This is a genomic window from Pseudomonas sp. P39-UII1 (genome assembly GCF_039672635.1).
In the GTDB taxonomy this organism is placed as follows: domain Bacteria; phylum Pseudomonadota; class Gammaproteobacteria; order Pseudomonadales; family Pseudomonadaceae; genus Aquipseudomonas.
The window spans coordinates 169,972-188,574 of sequence record NZ_JBDFPP010000004.1; the positions used below are offsets into that span (position 1 = coordinate 169,972).

The following is an 18,603-nucleotide window of genomic DNA, read 5'->3' on the forward strand; positions in this document are numbered from 1 at the left end:
ATGAACATCATCAACGCACGCCTGCGCGGCAAGGCCGGCCTGTTCCGTATCGAGCTGGACGGTGATCGCATCGCTGCCATTGCGCCCCAGGCGCAAGTGGTTTCGCGCGTCAACCCCGATGACCTGGACGCCCAGCAGAACCTGGTGGTGCCGCCCTTCGTCGAGCCGCACATTCACCTGGACGCCACCCTGACCGCCGGCGAACCGAACTGGAACATGAGCGGCACGCTGTTCGAAGGCATCGAGCGCTGGGCAGAACGCAAGGCGATCACCACCCACGACGACATCAAGACCCGCTCGAAGAAGACCATCGGCATGCTGGTGGAGCACGGCATCCAGCATGTGCGCACCCATGTCGACGTGACCGACCCCAAGCTCACCGCACTCAAGGCAATGGTCGAAGTGCGCGAGGAAGTGCGCGACCTGATCGACCTGCAGATCGTCGCCTTCCCGCAGGAGGGTATCGAGTCTTACGCCAATGGCCGGGCGCTGATGACCGAAGCGGTGGCCATGGGCGCCGATGTAGTGGGCGGCATTCCGCATTTTGAAAACACCCGTGATCAGGGCGTGTCGTCGGTGAAGTTCCTGATGGAGCTGGCCGAGCGCACCGGTTGCCTGGTGGACGTGCACTGCGACGAGACCGACGACCCGCAATCGCGTTTCCTCGAAGTGCTGGCTGAAGAGGCGCGGGTGCGTGGCATGGGCGCGCGGGTCACGGCCAGCCATACCACGGCCATGGGTTCCTATGACAATGCCTACTGCTCCAAGCTGTTCCGCCTGCTGAAGATGTCGGGCATCAACTTCGTCTCCTGCCCGACCGAGAGCATCCACCTGCAGGGCCGCTTCGACACCTACCCGAAACGCCGCGGGCTGACCCGCGTGGCCGAGATCGACCGGGCGGGGATGAACGTGTGTTTCGGCCAGGACTCGATCGTCGATCCGTGGTACCCGCTGGGCAACGGCAACATCCTGCGCATCCTCGAGGCCGGGCTGCACATCTGCCACATGCTGGGCTACGAGGACCTGCAGCGCTGCCTGGACCTGATTACCGACAACAGTGCGCGCACGCTCAACCTGGGCGAGCGCTACGGCATCGAGGTGGGGCGCCCGGCGAACCTGCTGCTGCTGTCTGCACCGGATGACTACGAGATGGTCCGCAGCCAGGGGCATGCGCTGGTGTCGGTGCGCCACGGCAAGGTGCTGATGCGCCGCACACCGGCGCAGGTCGAGCGGTTCGCCTGAAAGCGTCGAGGCAGACAACCCTGATCAGCTCTGGCAGGGCGGCCAGCTGATCGCGGTTGGCGTTGCGGTGCCTTTGAGCGCTTGCCTGGCGGCGTTTAACTTGGCACCCTTTGGGGCCCTTGAACCGTGCATGCCGTGACAGAAGGAACACACCGTTGAGTTGGGACAAAATCGGGAAACTCCTCGTAGCCCTGTTGCTTGGCCTGATGGTCATGCTGGTGGCCTATGTGGCGCTCAAGGGCAACGCACGCCTTGAGGCTTCCCTGACCTACGCCTATCTCACCTACCCAAGCCAGTTCAGCGAGCGCATCAGCAAGGCCAACGAGCAGCTCAAATACGAGCGCTTGCAGCCGCGCATCAACAGCATCGGCCAGGGTGCGTTGAACCAGGAGCAGGTGGATCGGCTGATCGATCTGGCCCAGGCACCCTATGCCCAGTTGTTCGCCAAACCGTTCGAGGCCGGGTTGGTGGACCACCGCACCGGCTTGCTCATCGAGTTGCGCAACACAGGTGACGTGCAGGTTCGCGAGGTCAAGATACGCCTGCCGGCCAAAGGCCTGGTGCAGGTGCGCGATGCCGCTGGCAACGACACCCTCATCGAAGCCGCGACACCCATGGTCGAGATCCCCGCCATCGAGCCGGGTGGGGCGTGTAAGGTCTGGGTCTACTTCGATGCCGATTACTCGCAGATTCGGCAGAGCGGTATCAGCATCAGCCATGCCGATGGCGTGGCCGATGTGCAGGTCTATCGCGAATTCATTGGTTTGCCGGCATGGGCGGCACGGTACAGCCGCGAGCTCATGGTGCTGCTCGGCGTGCTGGTGCTCGGTGTACTGGGCCTGGGTTACGCCTGTTTGGCCCGCCGCCGCAGCTGAACACCGCCGTCGTGCAGGGCCAGGCTCTGGCGCAGTTGTTCGACCATGGCCGTGCGCAAGTCTTCAGGTGCCTGCACGCGGATGGACCCGGCCTGGGACAACAACCAGCCCATCAGCGCGCGGCTGTCGTCGACCGTGGCATCCAGCGTCGCGCCACCTGCAACATGCGGGGCAAGGCGCATGTCATCGGACAGTGGCTGATCTTCCAGGCGCCGTGCGAGGGCGTCGTCAACCCAGGCGCGCAGTTCGATCTGCTGCGTAGGGGACAGCACGTCCGGCTGCAGCTGTTGCGCCTCCCCCAGGCTCAGGCCCGGTTGCCAGTACCAGCCGTAAGGCATGCCCTTGTTGTTGCAGCGCAGAGGGAACAGCGTCGCGAGTTCGTTGAGGTCGCGCTCGACCGTACGTTTGCTGGTTCTGTGGCCAACGTTGGCCAGTGCTGCCTGCAGCTGCGTCGAACTCAAGCCGGGGTGGCGGTCGGGCAGCAGTTTGAGCAGTTGCCACTGGCGGGCGATGGTGTGGCGGGTCGTGTGGCTGGGCAAAGGGCTCGTCCTTGAAGTCCAGGCGGAATGCGCCTGAGTGATGGCATATGGCTATTGCCGCGAGCATACCCCCTAAGTCGATGGGATCCAAGTTTCAGGCGACGGAAACACAGCCTGCAAGTCACCTTTGGCATAGCAGTACTTCCCGCGTCGTCTATAAAACGTGGCACCTTGGAGGTGATCCTGGGTGACAAAGGGGAAGCGCTGAATGGGCTGCTCACGCCAGGCAGTTCTGCAGCGCTTCGATAAACACCTCTTCAGCTCGGCTCAGGCGCTGCTCCCTGTTCCACAGCAGGTGAATATCCACATCCGCGATGCCTTCCTGCGGCGGCAGTTTCCACAGCAACCCTGCCGCCACATCCACCGCCACAACATGCTCCGGCAGGCAACCGATGCCAAACCCGGCGATCACCAGCCGGCGCACCTCCTCAAGGCTCGGCGACGACGCGACGATGCGGCCGGAAAACCCCTGCTGGTCGCGAAAGATGGTCAACGGCGAGAGCATCCCGCCAATCTGATCGCTGGTGAAGCTGACGAAATTCTCCCGCTGCAAATCCCCCTCGGCCTGGCCGAACAGGGCATGGTGCTTGCCACAGAAAAACGCATAGCGCTGGCGCAGGAACAGGCGTTGCTCCAGCCGCGGTTGTGCCCGGCGGTTCAGGCTAAGGCCGGCCGTGGCGGTCTTCTCCTGCAACGCGGCGACGATGTCGGAGCTGCGCATCACATCGATTTCCACATCCACCCGTGGGTGTTGGCGGTGGAAATCGGCGAGAAAATCGTCGAAACGCTCACTGACGATACGGCTGATCATCAGCAACCTGACCTTGCCCACCAATTCGTCCGCTGGCTGTTCCAGCAGCCCGCCGATCTGCGACATCTGCCCATACACCTCGCCAGCCAGCAGGAACAGCTGCTCACCCATGTCGGTGAGGACGAAGCGTGGCCCACGGCGGGCGATCAGCTGCCGGCCGAGTTGTTCCTCCAGGCGCTTGAGCGCCTGGCTCACGGCCGGCTGGGTCAGGTGCAGGCGCGCTGCGGCGCGGCTGATTGACAGCTCCTGGCCGATCACCCGGAAGGTGCGCAGCAAGTTCCAGTCGAGGCGGTCGTTGAGCAGGCGGTCGGACATGGCGGGGCTCGATGATAAGCGTGGCTAATAGTGCAAATAATAAATAGAAAATTGACTAATCATAGCCCCGGGACGATAAATCGCAGTCAAGCGCCCACAGAGCGCTACCGTGACCCGATCAACTCCTGCCAGAAAAACAAACAAAGGAGCCCCCCATGCAGCCCACTGCTTCGCCCCAGCCGCGCCGTGCCGCCGCGGCCGCGTTCATCGGCACCATGATCGAATGGTACGACTTCTACATTTACGCCACCGCTGCCGCGCTGGTGTTCGGCGCCTTGTTCTTCCCCTCCGACAACAGCCTGTTCAGCACCATGGCTGCCTTTGGCACCTTCGCTGTGGGCTTTTTCGCCCGGCCGTTGGGTGGCATCGTCTTCGGCCACGTGGGCGACCGCATCGGCCGCAAGAAATCGCTGGTCATCACCTTGTTGATGATGGGCATCGTCACCGTCTGTATCGGCCTGCTGCCGACCCATGCGCAGATCGGTGCCGCCGCACCGGTGCTGTTGATCATCCTGCGCGTCATCCAGGGCATTGCCGTCGGTGGTGAATGGGGTGGAGCCGTGCTGATGGCCGGCGAGCATGCGCCCAATGGCCGGCGCAACTTCTTTGCCTCGTTCGCCCAGTTGGGCAGCCCGGCGGGTTTGATCCTTTCCTTGTTGGCGTTCGGCGCTGTCACCCGGCTGCCCGAAGAGGACCTGATGAGCTGGGGCTGGCGCGTGCCGTTCTTGGCCAGTGCGCTGTTGCTGCTGGTGGGCCTGGCGATCCGCCTGGGGGTCAACGAGTCGCCTGAATTTCTTGCCAGCCGCGAGCAGGCGGCCAAGGCCCAGCGCAAGGAGCAGGCGCCGGTGCTGGAAGTGCTGCGCACCGCCTGGCGCCCGCTGCTGCTGTGCATCGGTGCCAATACCCTGGGCATTGCGGGGGTCTACTTCACCAACACCTTCATGATCAGCTACACCACCCAGCAACTGCACCTGGAGCGTTCGTTGATCCTTGAATGCCTGTTCTTCGTGGCGATCATCCAGTTCTGCGTGCAGCCGCTGGCCGCGTGGCTATCGGAAAAGATCGGCGCCACGCGCTTCCTGGCCTTGGTCGCCGTGCTGGCGATGGCCTCGCCGTACCCGATGTTCGTGTTGGTCAGCTCGGGCCAAGGCCCGCTGATCGTGCTCGGCATCGCCCTGGCGGCAGCCTGCATGGCCTCGTTCTATGCGGTGATCGCCGGCTACGTCAGCGGCATGTTCGAAACCCGGGTGCGCTATACCGCGATTTCCATGGCCTACCAGGTGTGCGGCGCCATCGCCGGCGGCCTCACGCCATTGATCGGCACCTGGCTGGCGCACACCTTCACAGGCCTTTGGTGGCCGATGGCGGTGTTCTACACCCTGATCGCCGCCATTTCCCTGGTGTGCGTGCTGGCCCTGGCGCGCCAGTACGCCCACAGCCAGCGCCTGGAACTGGCCTGATTCAACTTCTTGTTTTTGGAGTATCCGCACATGTTGAAAAGCAATGGCGAACGCCTGTGGGCGAGCCTGATGGCCATGGCCGAAGTCGGCGCCACCGCACGCGGCGGCAGCTGCCGTCTGGCCCTGAGCGACGAAGACAAGGCTGGCCGTGAACTGTTCAGCCACTGGTGCCGCGAGGCCGGCCTGAGCCTGAGCGTGGATGCCATCGGCAACCTGTTCGCCCGCCGCGCTGGCAGCGACCCAAGCGCCGCCCCGGTGATGATGGGCAGCCACCTCGACACCCAGCCCGAGGGCGGCCGCTTCGATGGCGTCTACGGTGTGCTGGCGGGCCTTGAGGTCGTGCGCCGCCTCAACGACCTGAACATCCAGACCCGCAAACCGCTGGAAATCGCCGTCTGGACCAACGAGGAGGGCGCCCGTTTCACCCCGGCCATGTTCGGCTCGGCGGTGTTCACCGGCACCCTCGCGCTGGACCAGGCCCTGGCCATCCGCGATGCCGACGGCATCAGCGTGGCGGATGAGCTGAAACGCACCGGTTACGCTGGCCAGCGCCCGCTGGGCGGCAAGGTCGATGCCTACTTCGAAGCGCATATCGAGCAAGGCCCGATTCTGGAAGACAACGCCAAGGCCATCGGTGTGGTCAGCGGTGGCCAGGCCATCCGCTGGCTGGACGTGACCGTCGAAGGCATGGCGGCGCATGCCGGCACCACGCCGATGCCGCTGCGCAAGGATGCGCTGTACGGCGCCGCGCGGATGATCCAGGCCGTCGAGCAACTCGCCGCCGACTTTGCCCCCGAAGGCCTGACCACCGTGGGTGAACTGTCGATCGCCAAGTCCTCGCGCAACACCATCCCCGGTGTGCTGCGCTTTACCGTCGACCTGCGCCACCACCGCGATGAAGCCATCGAAGCCATGGAGCGCGACCTTGGCCAGAAACTGCAGGCCATCGCCACCCAGCGCGGCTTGCAGGTGCGCATCGACCGCCACTGGGTGAGCCCGGCGACGCCGTTCGACGCCGACTGCGTGGCGGCCGTGCAGCAGGCGGTGGATGGCCTTGGCTATGCCCAGCAATCCATCGTCAGCGGCGCCGGCCACGACGCCATTCTGCTTGCCCGTTACTGCCCGACGGCCATGGTGTTCATCCCCTGCGTCGGTGGCCTGAGCCACAACGAGGCCGAAGACGTACTGCCCGAGGACGCCCGCCAGGGCGTCGATGTATTGCTCAACGCCGTGCTGGCCCGCGCCGGCCGTGCAGAAGGAGAAGCCTGATGCGTTGCTATTTCCACCCCGAACAACTGCTGCACCACCCGCGCAGCTACTACTCGCGCGGCGCCATGCGCACCCCGCAGGAAGTCCCCGAGCGCGCCCAGCGCCTGCTGCAGGCGGCCAAGGACCTCGGCTTCGACATCCGCCAACCTGCCGACGCTGGCCTCGACCCGCTCAAGGCCGTGCACGGCGAAGCCTACCTGGCGTTCCTCGAAGAGGCCCATGCGCGTTGGAAGGAAGTGCCCGAAGACTGGGGCGACGAAGTCATGTCGAACATCTTCGTCCGTGAACCCAACGCCCTGCGCGGCATCCTCGCCCAGGCCGGCCGCTACCTGGCCGACGGCAGCTGCCCGGTGGGCGAGCACACCTGGCACTCGGCCTACTGGTCGGCACAGAGCGCCGTGGCTGCCGCCAAGGCCATCCTCGACGGCGAGCCCGCCGCCTACGCCCTGTGCCGCCCACCGGGTCACCATGCACGCTTCGATGCCGCCGGCGGCTTCTGTTACATCAACAACGCCGCCGTCGCCGCCCAGGCCCTGCGCAGCCGCTACCGCCGGGTGGCCATCCTCGACACCGACATGCACCACGGGCAGGGCATTCAGGAGATCTTCTACGAGCGCAACGATGTCCTGTACGTCTCCACCCATGGCGATCCGACAAACTTCTACCCAGGCGTTGCCGGGTTCGAGGACGAACGCGGCAGCGGCGCGGGGGAAGGCTACAACCTCAACCTGCCGATGGCCCATGGCGCCAGCGAGGCGGATTTCATGAGCCAGCTGGAGGTTGCGCTGAGGGCGGTGAAGGACTTTGGCGCCGAGGTGCTGGTGCTGTCGCTGGGGTTCGATATCTATGAGCTCGACCCGCAAAGCAAGGTGGCGGTGACGACCGAAGGGTTTGCGGCGTTGGGTGAGCGGATCCGGGCGTTGCGGTTGCCGTGTGTGATTGTGCAGGAAGGGGGGTATCACCTGGAGAGTCTGGAGGCGAATGCGCGGGCGTTTTTTGCCTTGGCGCATGACTGAAGACAGGCGGAGCGGCGGCAGCGCCAGCCGAAAAATCGCGTCGTGCCAACAAGGCTGACAACTATGGCCCATCAGGCCATGGCACGTTGCAACAAATGTAGGAGCGGGCTTGCCCGCGATGCGCCGCGCGGGCGGCGCTCGATCTCACAGGCGCTGAACATGCCGTGACGGGCACCCGGGGAGATGCGAAAGCCTTCTTCGCGAACAGGGTGGGTTGGCGATAAGTGCTGCACGCCGGTAGTTGAGTTGTCTCTAACGGCGTCTCTGATACTGTTCGATGCTATGGACAAGGATGTAATCCTTTCAGAAGTACTACCACCCATACCTTACGTTTACCCCTAAGCTTTCAAGGTAGTACATGGCCGGTTTCAACTGTTCCATTGAAGTTCTAAAGTGGCCAGATTGATTGGTTAGGATAAAATCTCTTCCCGCTCTGATTATGTATCCTGCGCTGATAACTTCGAGGCGTCTGCCGAGTGCGTGTTGTCCCAGTTCGGCTATGCTGGCGTGGCTTAGGTGTCCGTCTTCGATGTTGTAGCTGCCGATCAAAAAATCGTTGTCTCGAGTAAAGACAAATTTGTTTTTTGAATCCGCTTCGGGGATCCTCTCCAAGCTTCCTGGACCTTTTGCTAGGGTGAAGTGAGCTTTTCCGCGGGATATTAAATCTTCAGCGTCCCACCTATCATTTGCCAGTTTTTCAGGTTCGAGGTTAGTTAGGGTTTTCCACTCGCTTGTTATTGCTTTTCTAGGCTTTAGGGGTAGTTTGAATCTAATGATTGCCAGGATTTTAGTAACGATAGTCTTGAGTCGGTATTTACCGCTAGGGTCTTTTGAGTTAATGGGGTCGTTGATGCAGTAAGCATAGCAGTTTAAGCCTCCGCGGTTAAAAGGGCTTAGTGCGTCAGGGCTGATGAAACGCATCAGACGGGGGTTGTATAGCCGGTGTCCATTTCCGAGGGCGTAACACCCTGTTGCAGTAGAAAGAAGCTCGCCGTTGAAGCCCAATAATCCAGTTGGCCAGGTAGTAATGTTTCGATAGCCGTATGCGTCATAGGCCTGCCAGCCAGCTCCGGAACACATTGCATTCATAGTCTACTCCCCGCCGATAGCATGCTTGGATATACCTACAATTATCGCCTACGGTCTTGATTACGGGTAACTGGCAAAAATAACAGGTGCGAGTAGTTTCTTGATTTGTTGGGCGGCGCTCGATCTCACAGGCGCCGAAGATGCATCGGGGAGCGCCTTAAACCCCCGCCCGCCGCACATGCTTCACCAACACCTTCTCCAGCAACTCCCACATCGCCGGGTCCGTACTGAACGCCACGTTGAACCGCATCCACCCGGTCGGCTTGGCATCCACCATGAACAACTGCCCGGGCCCAAGCATGATGCCTTTCTCCAGCGCATCGTCCAGCAGCGCGGCGCTGTCGGGGATGGCCGGGTGGCGGGTCCAGATGTACATGCCTTCGTCCGACTCGGTGAACAGCTCGAAGCCGAGACGATGCAGGTGACGGCCAACGTCCTGGTGCGCCTCGGCCAGGCGCTGGCGCAGGCGTTTGAGGTGCTTGCGCCAGCGGCCGTCGATGATCGCGGCGTACACCACGCGCTCCATCACCTGCGAGGTGGTCAGGCCCGAGCGCATCTTCAGGTGCAACAACTTCTGCGAAAGCGCCGGGTTGGCCAGCAGGTAGCCGACCCGTACGTTGGGCGAGATGCTCTTGGAATAACTGCCCACATACATCACCTGCTGCAGATGGTCGAGGCTGGCCAGGCACGGCTGTGGCTCGGCGACCATGTCGGCGTACAGGTTGTTCTCCACCAGGCGGAAGCCGTGCTGGCTGGCCAGTTGCAGCAGGCGGTGCAGCTGCGGCAACGGGGTGCGCGAGCAGGTCGGGCTGTGCAGGTGCGGCTGGGTGAAAAAAGCGGTCGGGCGGTGATGCGCCAGCAGTTGCTCCAGGTGGTTGAGGTCGTAGCCGTTCGGGGTGCGCGGCACGCCGATCAGGGTGGCGCCCTGGGTACGCAGGATGCTCATCAGGTTGGGGTAACCGGGGTCGTCCACCAGCACCACGTCACCTGGGCGCACCAGCGTGCGCACGGCGAGGTCGAGTGCCTGGCTGGCGCCGTGGGTCAGCATCAACTGCGCCGTATTGGCGACGATCGACAGCTCTTGCTGCAGGTTCTGCGCAGTCAGCGCGCGCAGCTCCGGCAGGCCCATAGGGTCGCCGTAGCCGGAAAGCTCCAGCGGGCTGCCGGCCACCTGGCGCAAACCACGGCGCAGGCCTTCTTCGTACATCCAGTCGTTGGGCAGCCAGCCGCAACCTGGCTTGAACGGCAGCTGGCGGGTTTCGAAGATCTGCTGCAGGTACCATTCGGAGTTGAACGATGGTCGACTGGCGTCAGCCTCGGCGGTGTGTGTGTCCAGCAACTCGGCCACCGCGCGGTTGACGAAGAACCCGGCATTGCCCTTGCTCACCAGCAGCCCCTGAGCCACCAGGCGATCGTAAGCCTCGACCACGGTGAAGGTGCTCACCGAATAGGTCGCGGCGAACGCGCGGATCGACGGGACCTTGGCGCCTGGCTTGAGGGTCTGGTTGTCGATCAGCTCACGCAGCCCGTCGATGATCTGGTTGACCAACGGGGTTGAGGAGTCTGGATGTAATTCGAGCATTCGGGGGCCTTGAGGGTGCGTATCGCCTGGCGCCTGCAGGGTGTATTGCATCGGCGGCCTGTACAGTGCAGTGCGAGATTCATGCCACTGTGCATGGCTCTATCTGTCGGACATTTTTACATTAGGTGTCAGATATCGCCAGATAAAGCATGTTCAGTTCGCCCGAAGGGCAAACCTTCGGGTGTGCAAGCAGGCCGCCAGGGATGGCCTGCGTGTGTTTGCGCACACCTTCCTGCCCGCATTAGCGCTGATGTACAGGTGAAGCCGATCGCCATCATGGCTTCACGCATTTCCTTGGATAAAAAGAAGCACGGGGTACACAACTGATGGGAGCAACATCCACAACCACCACCGCGAAAGGTGAGCACGAGAGCAAGCTCAGTGCCTCGCTCAAGTCGCGCCACCTGACGATGATGTCGATCGCCGGGGTTATCGGCGGCGCCTTGTTCGTCGGTTCCGGCAGCGTGATCCACAGCGCCGGCCCGGCTGCTGTCCTGGCGTACCTTGCCGGCGGCATCCTGGTGGTATTGATCATGCGCATGCTCGGTGAGATGGCGACGTCCTCGCCCGACACCGGCTCGTTCTCTACCTACGCCGACCGCGCGATTGGCCGTTGGGCCGGTTTCACCATCGGCTGGCTGTACTGGTGGTACTGGGTCATCCTGATGGCCTGGGAAGCGTACGTGGCGGGCAAGATCCTGCATGGCTTCTTCCCAGACGTGAGCGTCAACGTGTTCGTGCTGGCCACGACCCTGTTGCTGATTACCGTGAACTTCTTCAACGTCAAGCACTACGGTGAATTCGAATTCTGGTTCGCGCTGATCAAGGTGATTGCGATTGTCTGCTTCCTGATCGTATGTACCGCGGCGGTCATGAACGTCTGGCAGTTCGGTGAAGTGCGGGGCATCACCCACCTGACCGCCGAAGGCTTCATGCCCAATGGCATTACCACGGTCATTGGTGCGTTGCTTGGGGTGATGTTCGCCTTCCTCGGCGCCGAAATCGTCACCATCGCGGCTTCCGAAGCCAAAGACCCGGCCACCCAGATCGTCAAGGCCACCAACTCGGTGGTATGGCGTGTGTGCCTGTTCTACGTCGGTTCGATCTTCCTGATCGTCTGCCTGGTACCGTGGAACGACCCGCAGTTGGGCGTCTCCGGCTACGGCGCCTACCGCCGTACCCTGGAACTGCTGGGCGTGCCGTATGCCGAGCTGCTGATGAACTTCGTGGTACTGACCTCGGTGAGCAGCTGCCTGATCTCCGGCCACTACACCGCTTCGCGGATGCTGTTCTCCCTGGCCCAGCGTGGCGACGCACCGTCGTTCTTCAAGATCACCCGCGCCGGCACCGGCGTACCGGTGTACGCGATCATCGGTTCGTGCGCGGTGGCTGTGGTTTGCGCGCTGATCAACTTCAGCGAAACCCTGCGCCCGAAAGACGTGCTGGACACCCTGATGAACACCACCGGCATGATCGCCCTGCTGGTGTACCTGGTGATCGCCTTCTCGCAGCTGCGCATGCGCCGCAAGCTGATCGCCGAGGGCAAGGAAGTACGCCTGAAGATGTGGCTGTTCCCGTGGCTCACCTACCTGGTGATCGCCTTCATCGTCGCCGCGCTGGTCACCATGGCCTTCATGCCTGACTACCAGATCCTGGTGATCTCCACCGGCATCGCTGCGGCCATCGTGGTGGCCATGGGTGTGGTGCATCAGATTCGTAGCGCCAAGCAACACTAAGCACTAGTGCTGCTTGGAAACGGCCGGCTCCCTTGGGGACCCGGCCGTTTCGCGTTGCTGGGCCGGGGTTTTGTCTGAAGGCATGTGGAAGCGCCCGTTCATCCACGGCGAGCCGAGGAGGGCGGCGGCGGCGATCAGGGCCAGCAGGGCGAGGGCCAGGAATGTTTTCATGGGCATGCGCATAGTTGAACTGACTCCAAGCTTAGCCCGTCAGTTCCGGCCCTGATGCCGGTGAAGACAACACCGGTAATCTCACACTACAATGCGAAGCATTATCACCTGGACGTTTGTGCTGTCATGTCCGATACCCCGCCCAATCAGCAATTGCTCGACACCCTGGCACTGCATTACGACGACCTGGTCAAGTTCATCAGGCAGCGTTTTCGCGATCGTCACTTCGCCCGTGATCTGGTCCACGACGTATACCTGCAGATCCTCGACAAGCCTCCCCGCGAACGGGTGTCGTTGCCCTTGGCTTTTCTGCGCAAGGTCACCTTCAACCGCGCCATCGACCGCATCCGCGCCGAGTCGATTCGCGCCGCACACCTGGCCACCGCCAGCACCGAAGAGCCTGCGCTGGATACCTGGGACGGCGCACAGGCATTGGATTTCGAGCAGCAATTGCATGCCTTGCTGGCGATCATCGAAGGGCTGCCAGCGCGCCAGCGTCAGGTGTTCCTGCTGCACCGTATCCACGGCATGGCCCAGCGTGACATTGCCGAGGAACTGGAGATCTCGACCAACATGGTGACCCAGCACTTCAACCGCGCAATGCGCGCCATCATCAGCCGTTGGGAACCCGCGCGCCGCCTGCGTGGCGAGGGCCAGGCATGAGCCAGGACAAAACAGCCGCGAAACAGCAGGCCGACCTACTGGAACCCTTCAGCGCAGCCTTGCGCGAGCGAGTGGCTTCACGCGAGGTGCTGCTGGCCGAGGCCAAGGCCATGACCGCGCGGCAGCGCAAAGGGCGCAAGGCCGCAGCCTCGACCGCCCTGGCCTTGCTGCTGGCAGGCACTGTGTGGTGGCTGGACCCGGCTTGGCGCACCGAGCAGGTGCTGGTGGCCATTGGCGCGCAGCGTGAAATCCAACTGGCCGATGGCAGCCAGGTGCTGCTCGACTCCGGCAGCCACCTGCGTATAGAGCGCCGCCTGCGCAGCCGTCAGCTGGAGCTGGTGGAAGGGCAGGCCAGGTTCTTTGTGGTGCATGCCGATGCGCCGTTCATTGTGCGTAGCCAGGGCGTAACCGTGCGCGACATCGGTACAGTGTTCGATGTACGCAGCGATGTGCGCGGGGTGCGGGTGGGGGTGCTGCAAGGGGAGGTCGAAGTCAGTAACGGTCGCGGGGAGGTGCAGCCGCTGCAGGCTAACCAGCAGGTGCTGGCTTCGGTTGCCGAGTTGAGTGAAGTGCAGCAGGTGGACAGCGTAGCGCTGGACGGCTGGCGGCAGTCGGTGCTGCGCTTCGATGGCACGCCGCTGCGCGAAGCGGTCGTCGACTTGCAGCGCTACAGTGAACAGCCGTTGCGGTTGGCGGATGAGCGTACCGGCGGGCTGCGGCTGTCAGGTGAGTTCGATAGCCGGCAGGTGCGGGCATTGCTCGAGCAGTTGCCGGCCGTGTTGCCGGTGACCACGGTGCGCGGTGTGGACGGCGGCCTGACAATCGGCCGGAAAGATTGATCGCCTGTACCGGCCTCATTGCCGGCAAGCCGGCTATCAAAGTAGGCGCGGCGCTACGGTTGTGGGAGCCGGCTTGCCGGCGATAGGGCCAGCACAGGCAACCAATAATTATTTGCAAGTGCACATCAACTTTCCTCCATGGCCAACCGCCATCCCCATGAAGTCACTCGAATCGTTGGTATGGGGAACACATGAACAACGCTTTTTCACCGTTGGCGCTGTTGGCCGGATGCCTGATGGCCAGTGCTGCCGTGCAGGCGCAGGACGCCACCTTCACCGTGGATATCCCGGCGCAACGCCTGGACCGCTCGCTCAATGAACTGGCGCGGCAGACGGGCACGCGCATCCTGTTTGCCACCGACGCCGCTCAAGCCCTCCAGGCCCGTGCCGTACAAGGGCGTATGACCGTCGAGCAGGCCCTGCAGCGACTTCTGACGGGTAGCACACTGCAGGTGCAGCGTGTCGGTGACGGCTACTTGATCGGCAGCGCTGCCAGCGGGACTGCGCTGGAGCTTGGCGCCACCAACGTCGACGGCCAGTTGTTCGGCAACATCACGGAGGGTAGCGGGGCCTACACCCTGGGTTCGACCCGCAGCGGTACCGGCCTGGACCTCTCGCTGCGCGAAACGCCGCAGTCGATCAGTGTGGTCACCCGTCAACGTATGGACGATCAGGGCCTCAACGGCCTGACCGAGGTGTTGCAACAAACACCGGGCTTGTCGGTGCAGAGCCTGGGCAGCGAGCGCTTCAATATTTATTCGCGCGGATATTCGGTCGATAATTTCCAGTTCGACGGTATCCCGACCACCCTCGACATCGTCAGCCAGGTGTCGGCCCAGAGCCTGGCTGACATGGCCGTTTACGACCACGTTGAAGTGCTGCGCGGTGCAACCGGCCTGCTGACCGGCGCCGGCGATCCGTCCGCCACCATCAACTTGGTACGCAAGCGCCCGACTGCAGAGTTCAAGGGGCATGTCAGTGCCGGGCTGGGGTCGTGGAACAAATACCGTACCGAAGTCGACCTTTCGGGGCCGCTGACACCAACGGGCAATGTGCGTGGGCGAATGGTCGCGGCCTACCAGCAGAGCGACAGCTTCGTCGACCACTATCACCAGGAAAAACAGGTGTTCTACGGCATCCTCGAAGCCGACCTGAGCGACACCACCTTGTTCACCGTAGGCGCCGACTATCAGAAGAACGAGCCCCAAGGTTCGTCGTCGGTGGCGTTCCCACTGTTCTACAGCAACGGCGAGCAGACCGATTTTTCGCGCTCGACCAACAGCGCTGCGCGCTGGAGCAGCAACCCGCAGGACGTGCTGAATACCTTCGCCAGCCTCGAGCAGCAACTGGGCCATGACTGGAGCCTGCGCGTTGCCGTCAACCAGATGTACATCAATCGCGAGGACTACCGCCTGGCCACCGCCAGTTGGGGCTTCCCTGACAAGCAGACCGGGCAGGGCGTGCGCTTGTATGGCGGTGCCGGCAGCACCTGGCAGAAACAGGTCGGCGTCGATGCCCAGCTCAAAGGGCCGTTCCAGGCCTTTGGCCGTGAACATGAGCTGGTACTGGGTTACAACTTCTCCCGTTATGAAAATCACCACGACCCGTTGCGTGGTACGTCGATCGAAGGCAATCGCGTCAACTTCTTCACCTGGGATAACTACACCACCGAGCCAAACACCGGCGTCGGCAAGCTGTACGACGGTGATACCAGCATTTATCAGACGGGCACCTACCTGGCCACTCGATTACGGCCTACCGATGACCTGTCGGTAATACTCGGCACCCGCGTCAGCAACTACCGTTACCGTTACGATCTCGAGTACGTGGTCAGCCCTGCGTTGAACCGGGTTACAGCCAACCGTGAGAGCGGGGTGGTCACGCCCTATGCCGGCATCGTCTATGACCTCGACGGTATCCACTCGGTCTACGCCAGCTATACCAGCATCTTCAAGCCGCAGACGGTGCGTGATGCCACCGGCAGTACCCTCGACCCGCGTGAGGGTGACAACTACGAGGTCGGCCTGAAAAGTACGTACTTCGGCGGGCGCCTCGACACCAGCATTGCCGCCTTCGAGATCAAGCAGGACAACCTGGCCGAAGTCGACCCGGGCAAAGTCGTGCCCGGCACCACCACCTCGGCCTATCGGGCGATTTCCGGTGCCACCACTCGCGGCTTCGAAGTAGAAGCCACCGGCGAGTTGCAACCCGGCTGGAACCTGAGCGCCAGTTACAACCACAGCATCACCAAGGACGCTGATGGTGAGCGGGTGAACACGGTGTCCCCGGCCAACATGGTCAAGCTGTGGACCACGTACCGCCTGCCGGGCGAGCTGGAGCGGCTGACCGTAGGTGGCGGCATGAACTGGCAGAGCGGCACCCACTTCACGGCGGCGCCGGTGGACCTGGGCAAGACGGTCAAGGCCAGGCAAGGGCAGTTCGCGGTGTTCAACCTGATGGGGCGCTACCAGTTCACCGAGCAGCTCTCGAGCACCCTCAACGTCAACAACCTGTTCGACAAGAAGTACCTGAGTGCGCTGGATACCACGTTCTACAGCGGCTACTACGGTGAGCCGCGCAACGTCATGCTGACCACGCGCTGGGATTTCTGATTGTGGCAAACGGCCCCTGATGGCTGGCACATGGCTTATGCTGAGCACATCGCCCGCCAAAAGGAGCCCCCCATGGCCTGGTCCGCCACCCAGTATTCCCTGTTCGAAGATGAACGCACCCGCGCCGTGCGCGATTTGCTGGCCGCTGTGCCGCCGCGTCCGGTGCGCCATGCCACCGACCTGGGTTGTGGCCCGGGCAATTCCACCGAGGTGCTGCTGCAGCGCCACCCTGATGCCCAGGTGACTGCGCTGGACAGCGACCCGGACATGATCGACAAGGCGCGTGCGCGGCAGCGCCTGCGGATCCCGCGGGTGCGCTGCGACATCGCCGAGATCGCCACCTGGACCGCGCCCGAAGCGCAAGACCTGATCCTCGCCAATGCTTCGCTGCAGTGGGTGCCCGACCATGGCTCGCTGTACCCGCACCTGGTGCGCCAGCTGAGCGAAGGGGGGAGCCTGGCCGTGCAAACGCCGGACAACCTCGACGAACCGGCCCACCGGCAACTGCGCGAGATAGCCGGTCGCGGCCGCTGGGCCGACAAGTTTGCCGACTTCAGCTTGCCGCCGCGGCATAACGCGGCGTTCTACTACGACCTGCTCAGCCCGCTGTGTTCGCGGGTGGATGTGTGGCGCACCACTTATCACCACCCGCTGCCGGGCGGCGCCGAGGCGGTGGTGGAGTGGTTCAAGGGCTCGGCCCTGCGGCCGTATCTGGCCAGGCTTGACCAAGATGAGCAGGCGGACTTTCTGCAGATGTACCTGCAGGCCATGCAGCACGACTACCCGCCGGCCACCGATGGCAAGGTGCTGCTGCCGTTCCCGCGGCTGTTCGTGATCGCTACCCGCTAGTTGCGACGCCAGCGCCAGATCACGTAACCGTAGACGCCGAGGTTGACCAGCAGCACGACGCCGCCCAGCAGCCATTGGATCTGCGGCGTCAGCCCGGCCGGGTAGATCAGCGGCCAGATGTAGTGCTCGACGAAACCGCCGTGGTAGCCGGCATCGCCTGCGGCGAAGCGCATGCGGTTTTCCCAGTCGGTCAGCGGGCACTCCAGGTGCAGGCCCTCCACCGCCAGGCCCCAGGCCAGGGCGGGCAGGTGGACGAGCAGGGCGGGGCGCCATCTGAGCACCAGCAGGCCACCGAACAGCACCAGCAGGATGAAGGCCAGGTGTAGCAGGACCAGGGCGTCGGCGGCTAGGCGAGAGAGCATGGGCTGCGCATCTGAGGTTGGGATATTGCCAGCATACCTGTGTTCGCAGTGCTCGCCCCTTCGCCGGCAAGTCGGATCGCCGCAGCGCCGCGCCTACAATTCTTCCTGGACCATCTGCAAGAACGTCGCCACCACCCGCCGCGTTCGCTGCTCGCTCAGGCACACCAGCGTCTCGGTCAGGTGGCGCTGGCAATCGACAATCGGCAGCGCACAGACCCTCGCATCCGCGCCGAACTCGGCCGCCGACACCACCCCCACGCCAATCCCCACCACCACGGCCTCGCGCGCAGCCTCGCGGCCCTCGACCTGGATCGCCGGGCGAATCCGTAGCCCGGCACGCTGCATCTCTTCCTCCAGCGTCTGCCGCGTCACCGAGCCCGGTTCGCGCAGCACCAGCGGGGTGTCGTCCAGGTCTGCCAGGCTGATCGAGCCCCGGCTGGCCCAAGGATGGTTGTGCGAGACGAACGCCACCATCGGGTCGCGGCGCAAGGGCACGCAGTACAGACGCTCATCATCCACATCGCGCCCCAGCAGGGCGAGGTCGGCCTGGTAACTGAACAGCCGGGCCAGGGATTCATCGGTGTTGCCGGTCTCGACCTTGACCTGGATGCCCGGGTAGCGCTGGCAAAAGCGCGCGATCTGGGGCAGCACGTGCACTGGCGCATCCACCGCCAGCACCAGGCTGCCGGTGTGCAGGGCACGGGAGTCGTGCAACAGTTCCTGGGCTTCGGCTTCGCAGGCGAACAGGCGTTGGCTGATGCCCAGCAGCCGTTCACCGAGGTCGGTCAATTGCACCGAACGCTTGTTGCGTTGGAACAGCAATACGCCAAAGCGCTCCTCAAGCTTGCGCACCTGGTCAGACACCGCCGGCTGGGTGAGAAACAGTTTCTGCGCGGCGCGGGTGAAGCTGCCGTGCACGGCCACCGCGTGGAAGGCCTTCAATTGAGCATGGGACACCGACATGACGACTCCAGTAACAAGCTGAGCTTATGTGTGTAATACGATAAATCGATTTTATTTATCAGTCTGCAACTGTTTCCATAGCTCTCAACCCAACACCGCCCAAGCGGTCCGGGCCATGGCGCATGCAACTGCGCCATCTGACCAATGACGAGCCCACGTCATGCAGTGCGCAACACAAGAACAAGACAGGCGTTTTTTAACAATCTGCCG

Annotated in this window: 17 protein-coding genes; 10 read left to right on the plus strand and 7 right to left on the minus strand. The window is 63.1% G+C overall.

The window, feature by feature from the left end:
- Together codA and ABEH27_RS07865 are read left to right on the plus strand one after the other, a co-directional pair.
- Entirely contained in the window at positions 1–1,242 is a 1,242-nt protein-coding gene (gene codA, locus ABEH27_RS07860; protein WP_346613011.1) for a cytosine deaminase, read from the plus strand.
- A 155-nt stretch (positions 1,243–1,397) separates the two neighbouring features.
- Positions 1,398–2,117, plus strand: coding sequence for a hypothetical protein (locus ABEH27_RS07865; RefSeq protein WP_346613012.1), 720 nt, complete (start codon positions 1,398–1,400; stop codon positions 2,115–2,117).
- On the opposite strand, the gene ABEH27_RS07870 is transcribed toward ABEH27_RS07865, so the two are convergent.
- On the minus strand, positions 2,087–2,656 hold the full coding sequence (locus ABEH27_RS07870) for a WYL domain-containing protein (protein ID WP_346613013.1): 570 nt from the start codon (positions 2,654–2,656) through the stop codon (positions 2,087–2,089). The genes ABEH27_RS07865 and ABEH27_RS07870 overlap by 31 nt on opposite strands.
- Positions 2,657–2,873: 217 nt before the next feature.
- Entirely contained in the window at positions 2,874–3,782 is a 909-nt protein-coding gene (locus ABEH27_RS07875) for a LysR family transcriptional regulator (RefSeq protein WP_346613014.1), read from the minus strand.
- Positions 3,783–3,937: 155 nt separating this feature from the next.
- Here ABEH27_RS07875 and ABEH27_RS07880 point away from each other — a divergent pair, with 155 nt between their 5' ends.
- The 3 genes from ABEH27_RS07880 to ABEH27_RS07890 are packed head-to-tail and all read left to right on the plus strand — an operon-like array spanning position 3,938 to position 7,527.
- The gene (locus ABEH27_RS07880) at positions 3,938–5,242 is read left to right on the plus strand and encodes an MFS transporter (RefSeq protein WP_346613015.1); all 1,305 of its coding nucleotides are present in this window, start codon (positions 3,938–3,940) and stop codon (positions 5,240–5,242) included.
- Between the two features lie 30 nt (positions 5,243–5,272).
- A complete protein-coding gene (locus tag ABEH27_RS07885) occupies positions 5,273–6,511 on the plus strand; it encodes a Zn-dependent hydrolase (protein WP_346613016.1) in 1,239 nt (412 codons plus the stop codon).
- Complete coding sequence (locus ABEH27_RS07890) at positions 6,511–7,527, plus strand: histone deacetylase family protein (protein ID WP_346613017.1); 1,017 nt, start codon at positions 6,511–6,513, stop codon at positions 7,525–7,527. The genes ABEH27_RS07885 and ABEH27_RS07890 overlap by 1 nt, the downstream gene beginning before the upstream one ends.
- A 312-nt stretch (positions 7,528–7,839) precedes the next feature.
- Here the strand turns inward: ABEH27_RS07890 and ABEH27_RS07895 are convergent, their stop codons facing one another.
- Together ABEH27_RS07895 and ABEH27_RS07900 are read right to left on the minus strand one after the other, a co-directional pair.
- Positions 7,840–8,616: an RHS repeat-associated core domain-containing protein gene (locus tag ABEH27_RS07895; RefSeq protein WP_346613018.1), complete on the minus strand. Its 777-nt coding sequence runs from the start codon at positions 8,614–8,616 to the stop codon at positions 7,840–7,842.
- Positions 8,617–8,773: 157 nt separating this feature from the next.
- A complete protein-coding gene (locus tag ABEH27_RS07900) occupies positions 8,774–10,198 on the minus strand; it encodes a PLP-dependent aminotransferase family protein (protein WP_346613019.1) in 1,425 nt (474 codons plus the stop codon).
- 326 nt (positions 10,199–10,524) lie between these two features.
- On the opposite strand from ABEH27_RS07900, the gene ABEH27_RS07905 reads away from it, so the two are divergent.
- Complete coding sequence (locus ABEH27_RS07905) at positions 10,525–11,934, plus strand: amino acid permease (protein ID WP_346613020.1); 1,410 nt, start codon at positions 10,525–10,527, stop codon at positions 11,932–11,934.
- A gap of 3 nt (positions 11,935–11,937) precedes the next feature.
- Here ABEH27_RS07905 and ABEH27_RS07910 read toward each other — a convergent pair whose 3' ends face one another.
- On the minus strand, positions 11,938–12,117 hold the full coding sequence (locus ABEH27_RS07910; RefSeq protein ID WP_346613021.1) for a hypothetical protein: 180 nt from the start codon (positions 12,115–12,117) through the stop codon (positions 11,938–11,940).
- Positions 12,118–12,231: 114 nt separating this feature from the next.
- On the opposite strand from ABEH27_RS07910, the gene ABEH27_RS07915 reads away from it, so the two are divergent.
- From ABEH27_RS07915 to tam, 4 genes are all read left to right on the plus strand, one after another.
- Positions 12,232–12,768 (plus strand): RNA polymerase sigma factor, encoded by a 537-nt coding sequence (locus tag ABEH27_RS07915; RefSeq protein ID WP_346613022.1) that lies wholly within the window; start codon positions 12,232–12,234, stop codon positions 12,766–12,768.
- Complete coding sequence (locus tag ABEH27_RS07920; RefSeq protein ID WP_346613023.1) at positions 12,765–13,607, plus strand: FecR domain-containing protein; 843 nt, start codon at positions 12,765–12,767, stop codon at positions 13,605–13,607. The genes ABEH27_RS07915 and ABEH27_RS07920 overlap by 4 nt, the downstream gene beginning before the upstream one ends.
- Before the next feature lie 191 nt (positions 13,608–13,798).
- Positions 13,799–16,219: a TonB-dependent siderophore receptor gene (locus tag ABEH27_RS07925; protein WP_346613024.1), complete on the plus strand. Its 2,421-nt coding sequence runs from the start codon at positions 13,799–13,801 to the stop codon at positions 16,217–16,219.
- Positions 16,220–16,291: 72 nt separating this feature from the next.
- Positions 16,292–17,068 (plus strand): trans-aconitate 2-methyltransferase, encoded by a 777-nt coding sequence (tam, locus tag ABEH27_RS07930; RefSeq protein ID WP_346613025.1) that lies wholly within the window; start codon positions 16,292–16,294, stop codon positions 17,066–17,068.
- Here tam and ABEH27_RS07935 read toward each other — a convergent pair.
- The gene (locus ABEH27_RS07935; RefSeq protein ID WP_346613026.1) at positions 17,065–17,430 is read right to left on the minus strand and encodes a DUF2784 domain-containing protein; all 366 of its coding nucleotides are present in this window, start codon (positions 17,428–17,430) and stop codon (positions 17,065–17,067) included. The two genes, tam and ABEH27_RS07935, sit on opposite strands and share 4 nt — an antisense overlap.
- 93 nt (positions 17,431–17,523) lie before the next feature.
- On the minus strand, positions 17,524–18,393 hold the full coding sequence (locus ABEH27_RS07940; RefSeq protein WP_346613027.1) for a LysR substrate-binding domain-containing protein: 870 nt from the start codon (positions 18,391–18,393) through the stop codon (positions 17,524–17,526).
- Between the last annotated feature and the right edge of the window lie 210 nt (positions 18,394–18,603).

Coding starts and splice junctions, on each gene's coding strand:
- codA (WP_346613011.1), top strand. CDS start 1: ATGAACATCATCAACGCACGCCTGCGCGGCAAGGCCGGCCTGTTCCGT.
- ABEH27_RS07875 (WP_346613014.1), bottom strand. CDS start 3,782: ATGTCCGACCGCCTGCTCAACGACCGCCTCGACTGGAACTTGCTGCGC.
- ABEH27_RS07880 (WP_346613015.1), top strand. CDS start 3,938: ATGCAGCCCACTGCTTCGCCCCAGCCGCGCCGTGCCGCCGCGGCCGCG.
- ABEH27_RS07925 (WP_346613024.1), top strand. CDS start 13,799: ATGAACAACGCTTTTTCACCGTTGGCGCTGTTGGCCGGATGCCTGATG.
- ABEH27_RS07890 (WP_346613017.1), top strand. CDS start 6,511: ATGCGTTGCTATTTCCACCCCGAACAACTGCTGCACCACCCGCGCAGC.
- ABEH27_RS07920 (WP_346613023.1), top strand. CDS start 12,765: ATGAGCCAGGACAAAACAGCCGCGAAACAGCAGGCCGACCTACTGGAA.
- ABEH27_RS07905 (WP_346613020.1), top strand. CDS start 10,525: ATGGGAGCAACATCCACAACCACCACCGCGAAAGGTGAGCACGAGAGC.
- ABEH27_RS07885 (WP_346613016.1), top strand. CDS start 5,273: ATGTTGAAAAGCAATGGCGAACGCCTGTGGGCGAGCCTGATGGCCATG.
- ABEH27_RS07915 (WP_346613022.1), top strand. CDS start 12,232: ATGTCCGATACCCCGCCCAATCAGCAATTGCTCGACACCCTGGCACTG.
- ABEH27_RS07895 (WP_346613018.1), bottom strand. CDS start 8,616: ATGAATGCAATGTGTTCCGGAGCTGGCTGGCAGGCCTATGACGCATAC.
- ABEH27_RS07910 (WP_346613021.1), bottom strand. CDS start 12,117: ATGCGCATGCCCATGAAAACATTCCTGGCCCTCGCCCTGCTGGCCCTG.
- tam (WP_346613025.1), top strand. CDS start 16,292: ATGGCCTGGTCCGCCACCCAGTATTCCCTGTTCGAAGATGAACGCACC.
- ABEH27_RS07940 (WP_346613027.1), bottom strand. CDS start 18,393: ATGTCGGTGTCCCATGCTCAATTGAAGGCCTTCCACGCGGTGGCCGTG.
- ABEH27_RS07900 (WP_346613019.1), bottom strand. CDS start 10,198: ATGCTCGAATTACATCCAGACTCCTCAACCCCGTTGGTCAACCAGATC.
- ABEH27_RS07935 (WP_346613026.1), bottom strand. CDS start 17,430: ATGCTCTCTCGCCTAGCCGCCGACGCCCTGGTCCTGCTACACCTGGCC.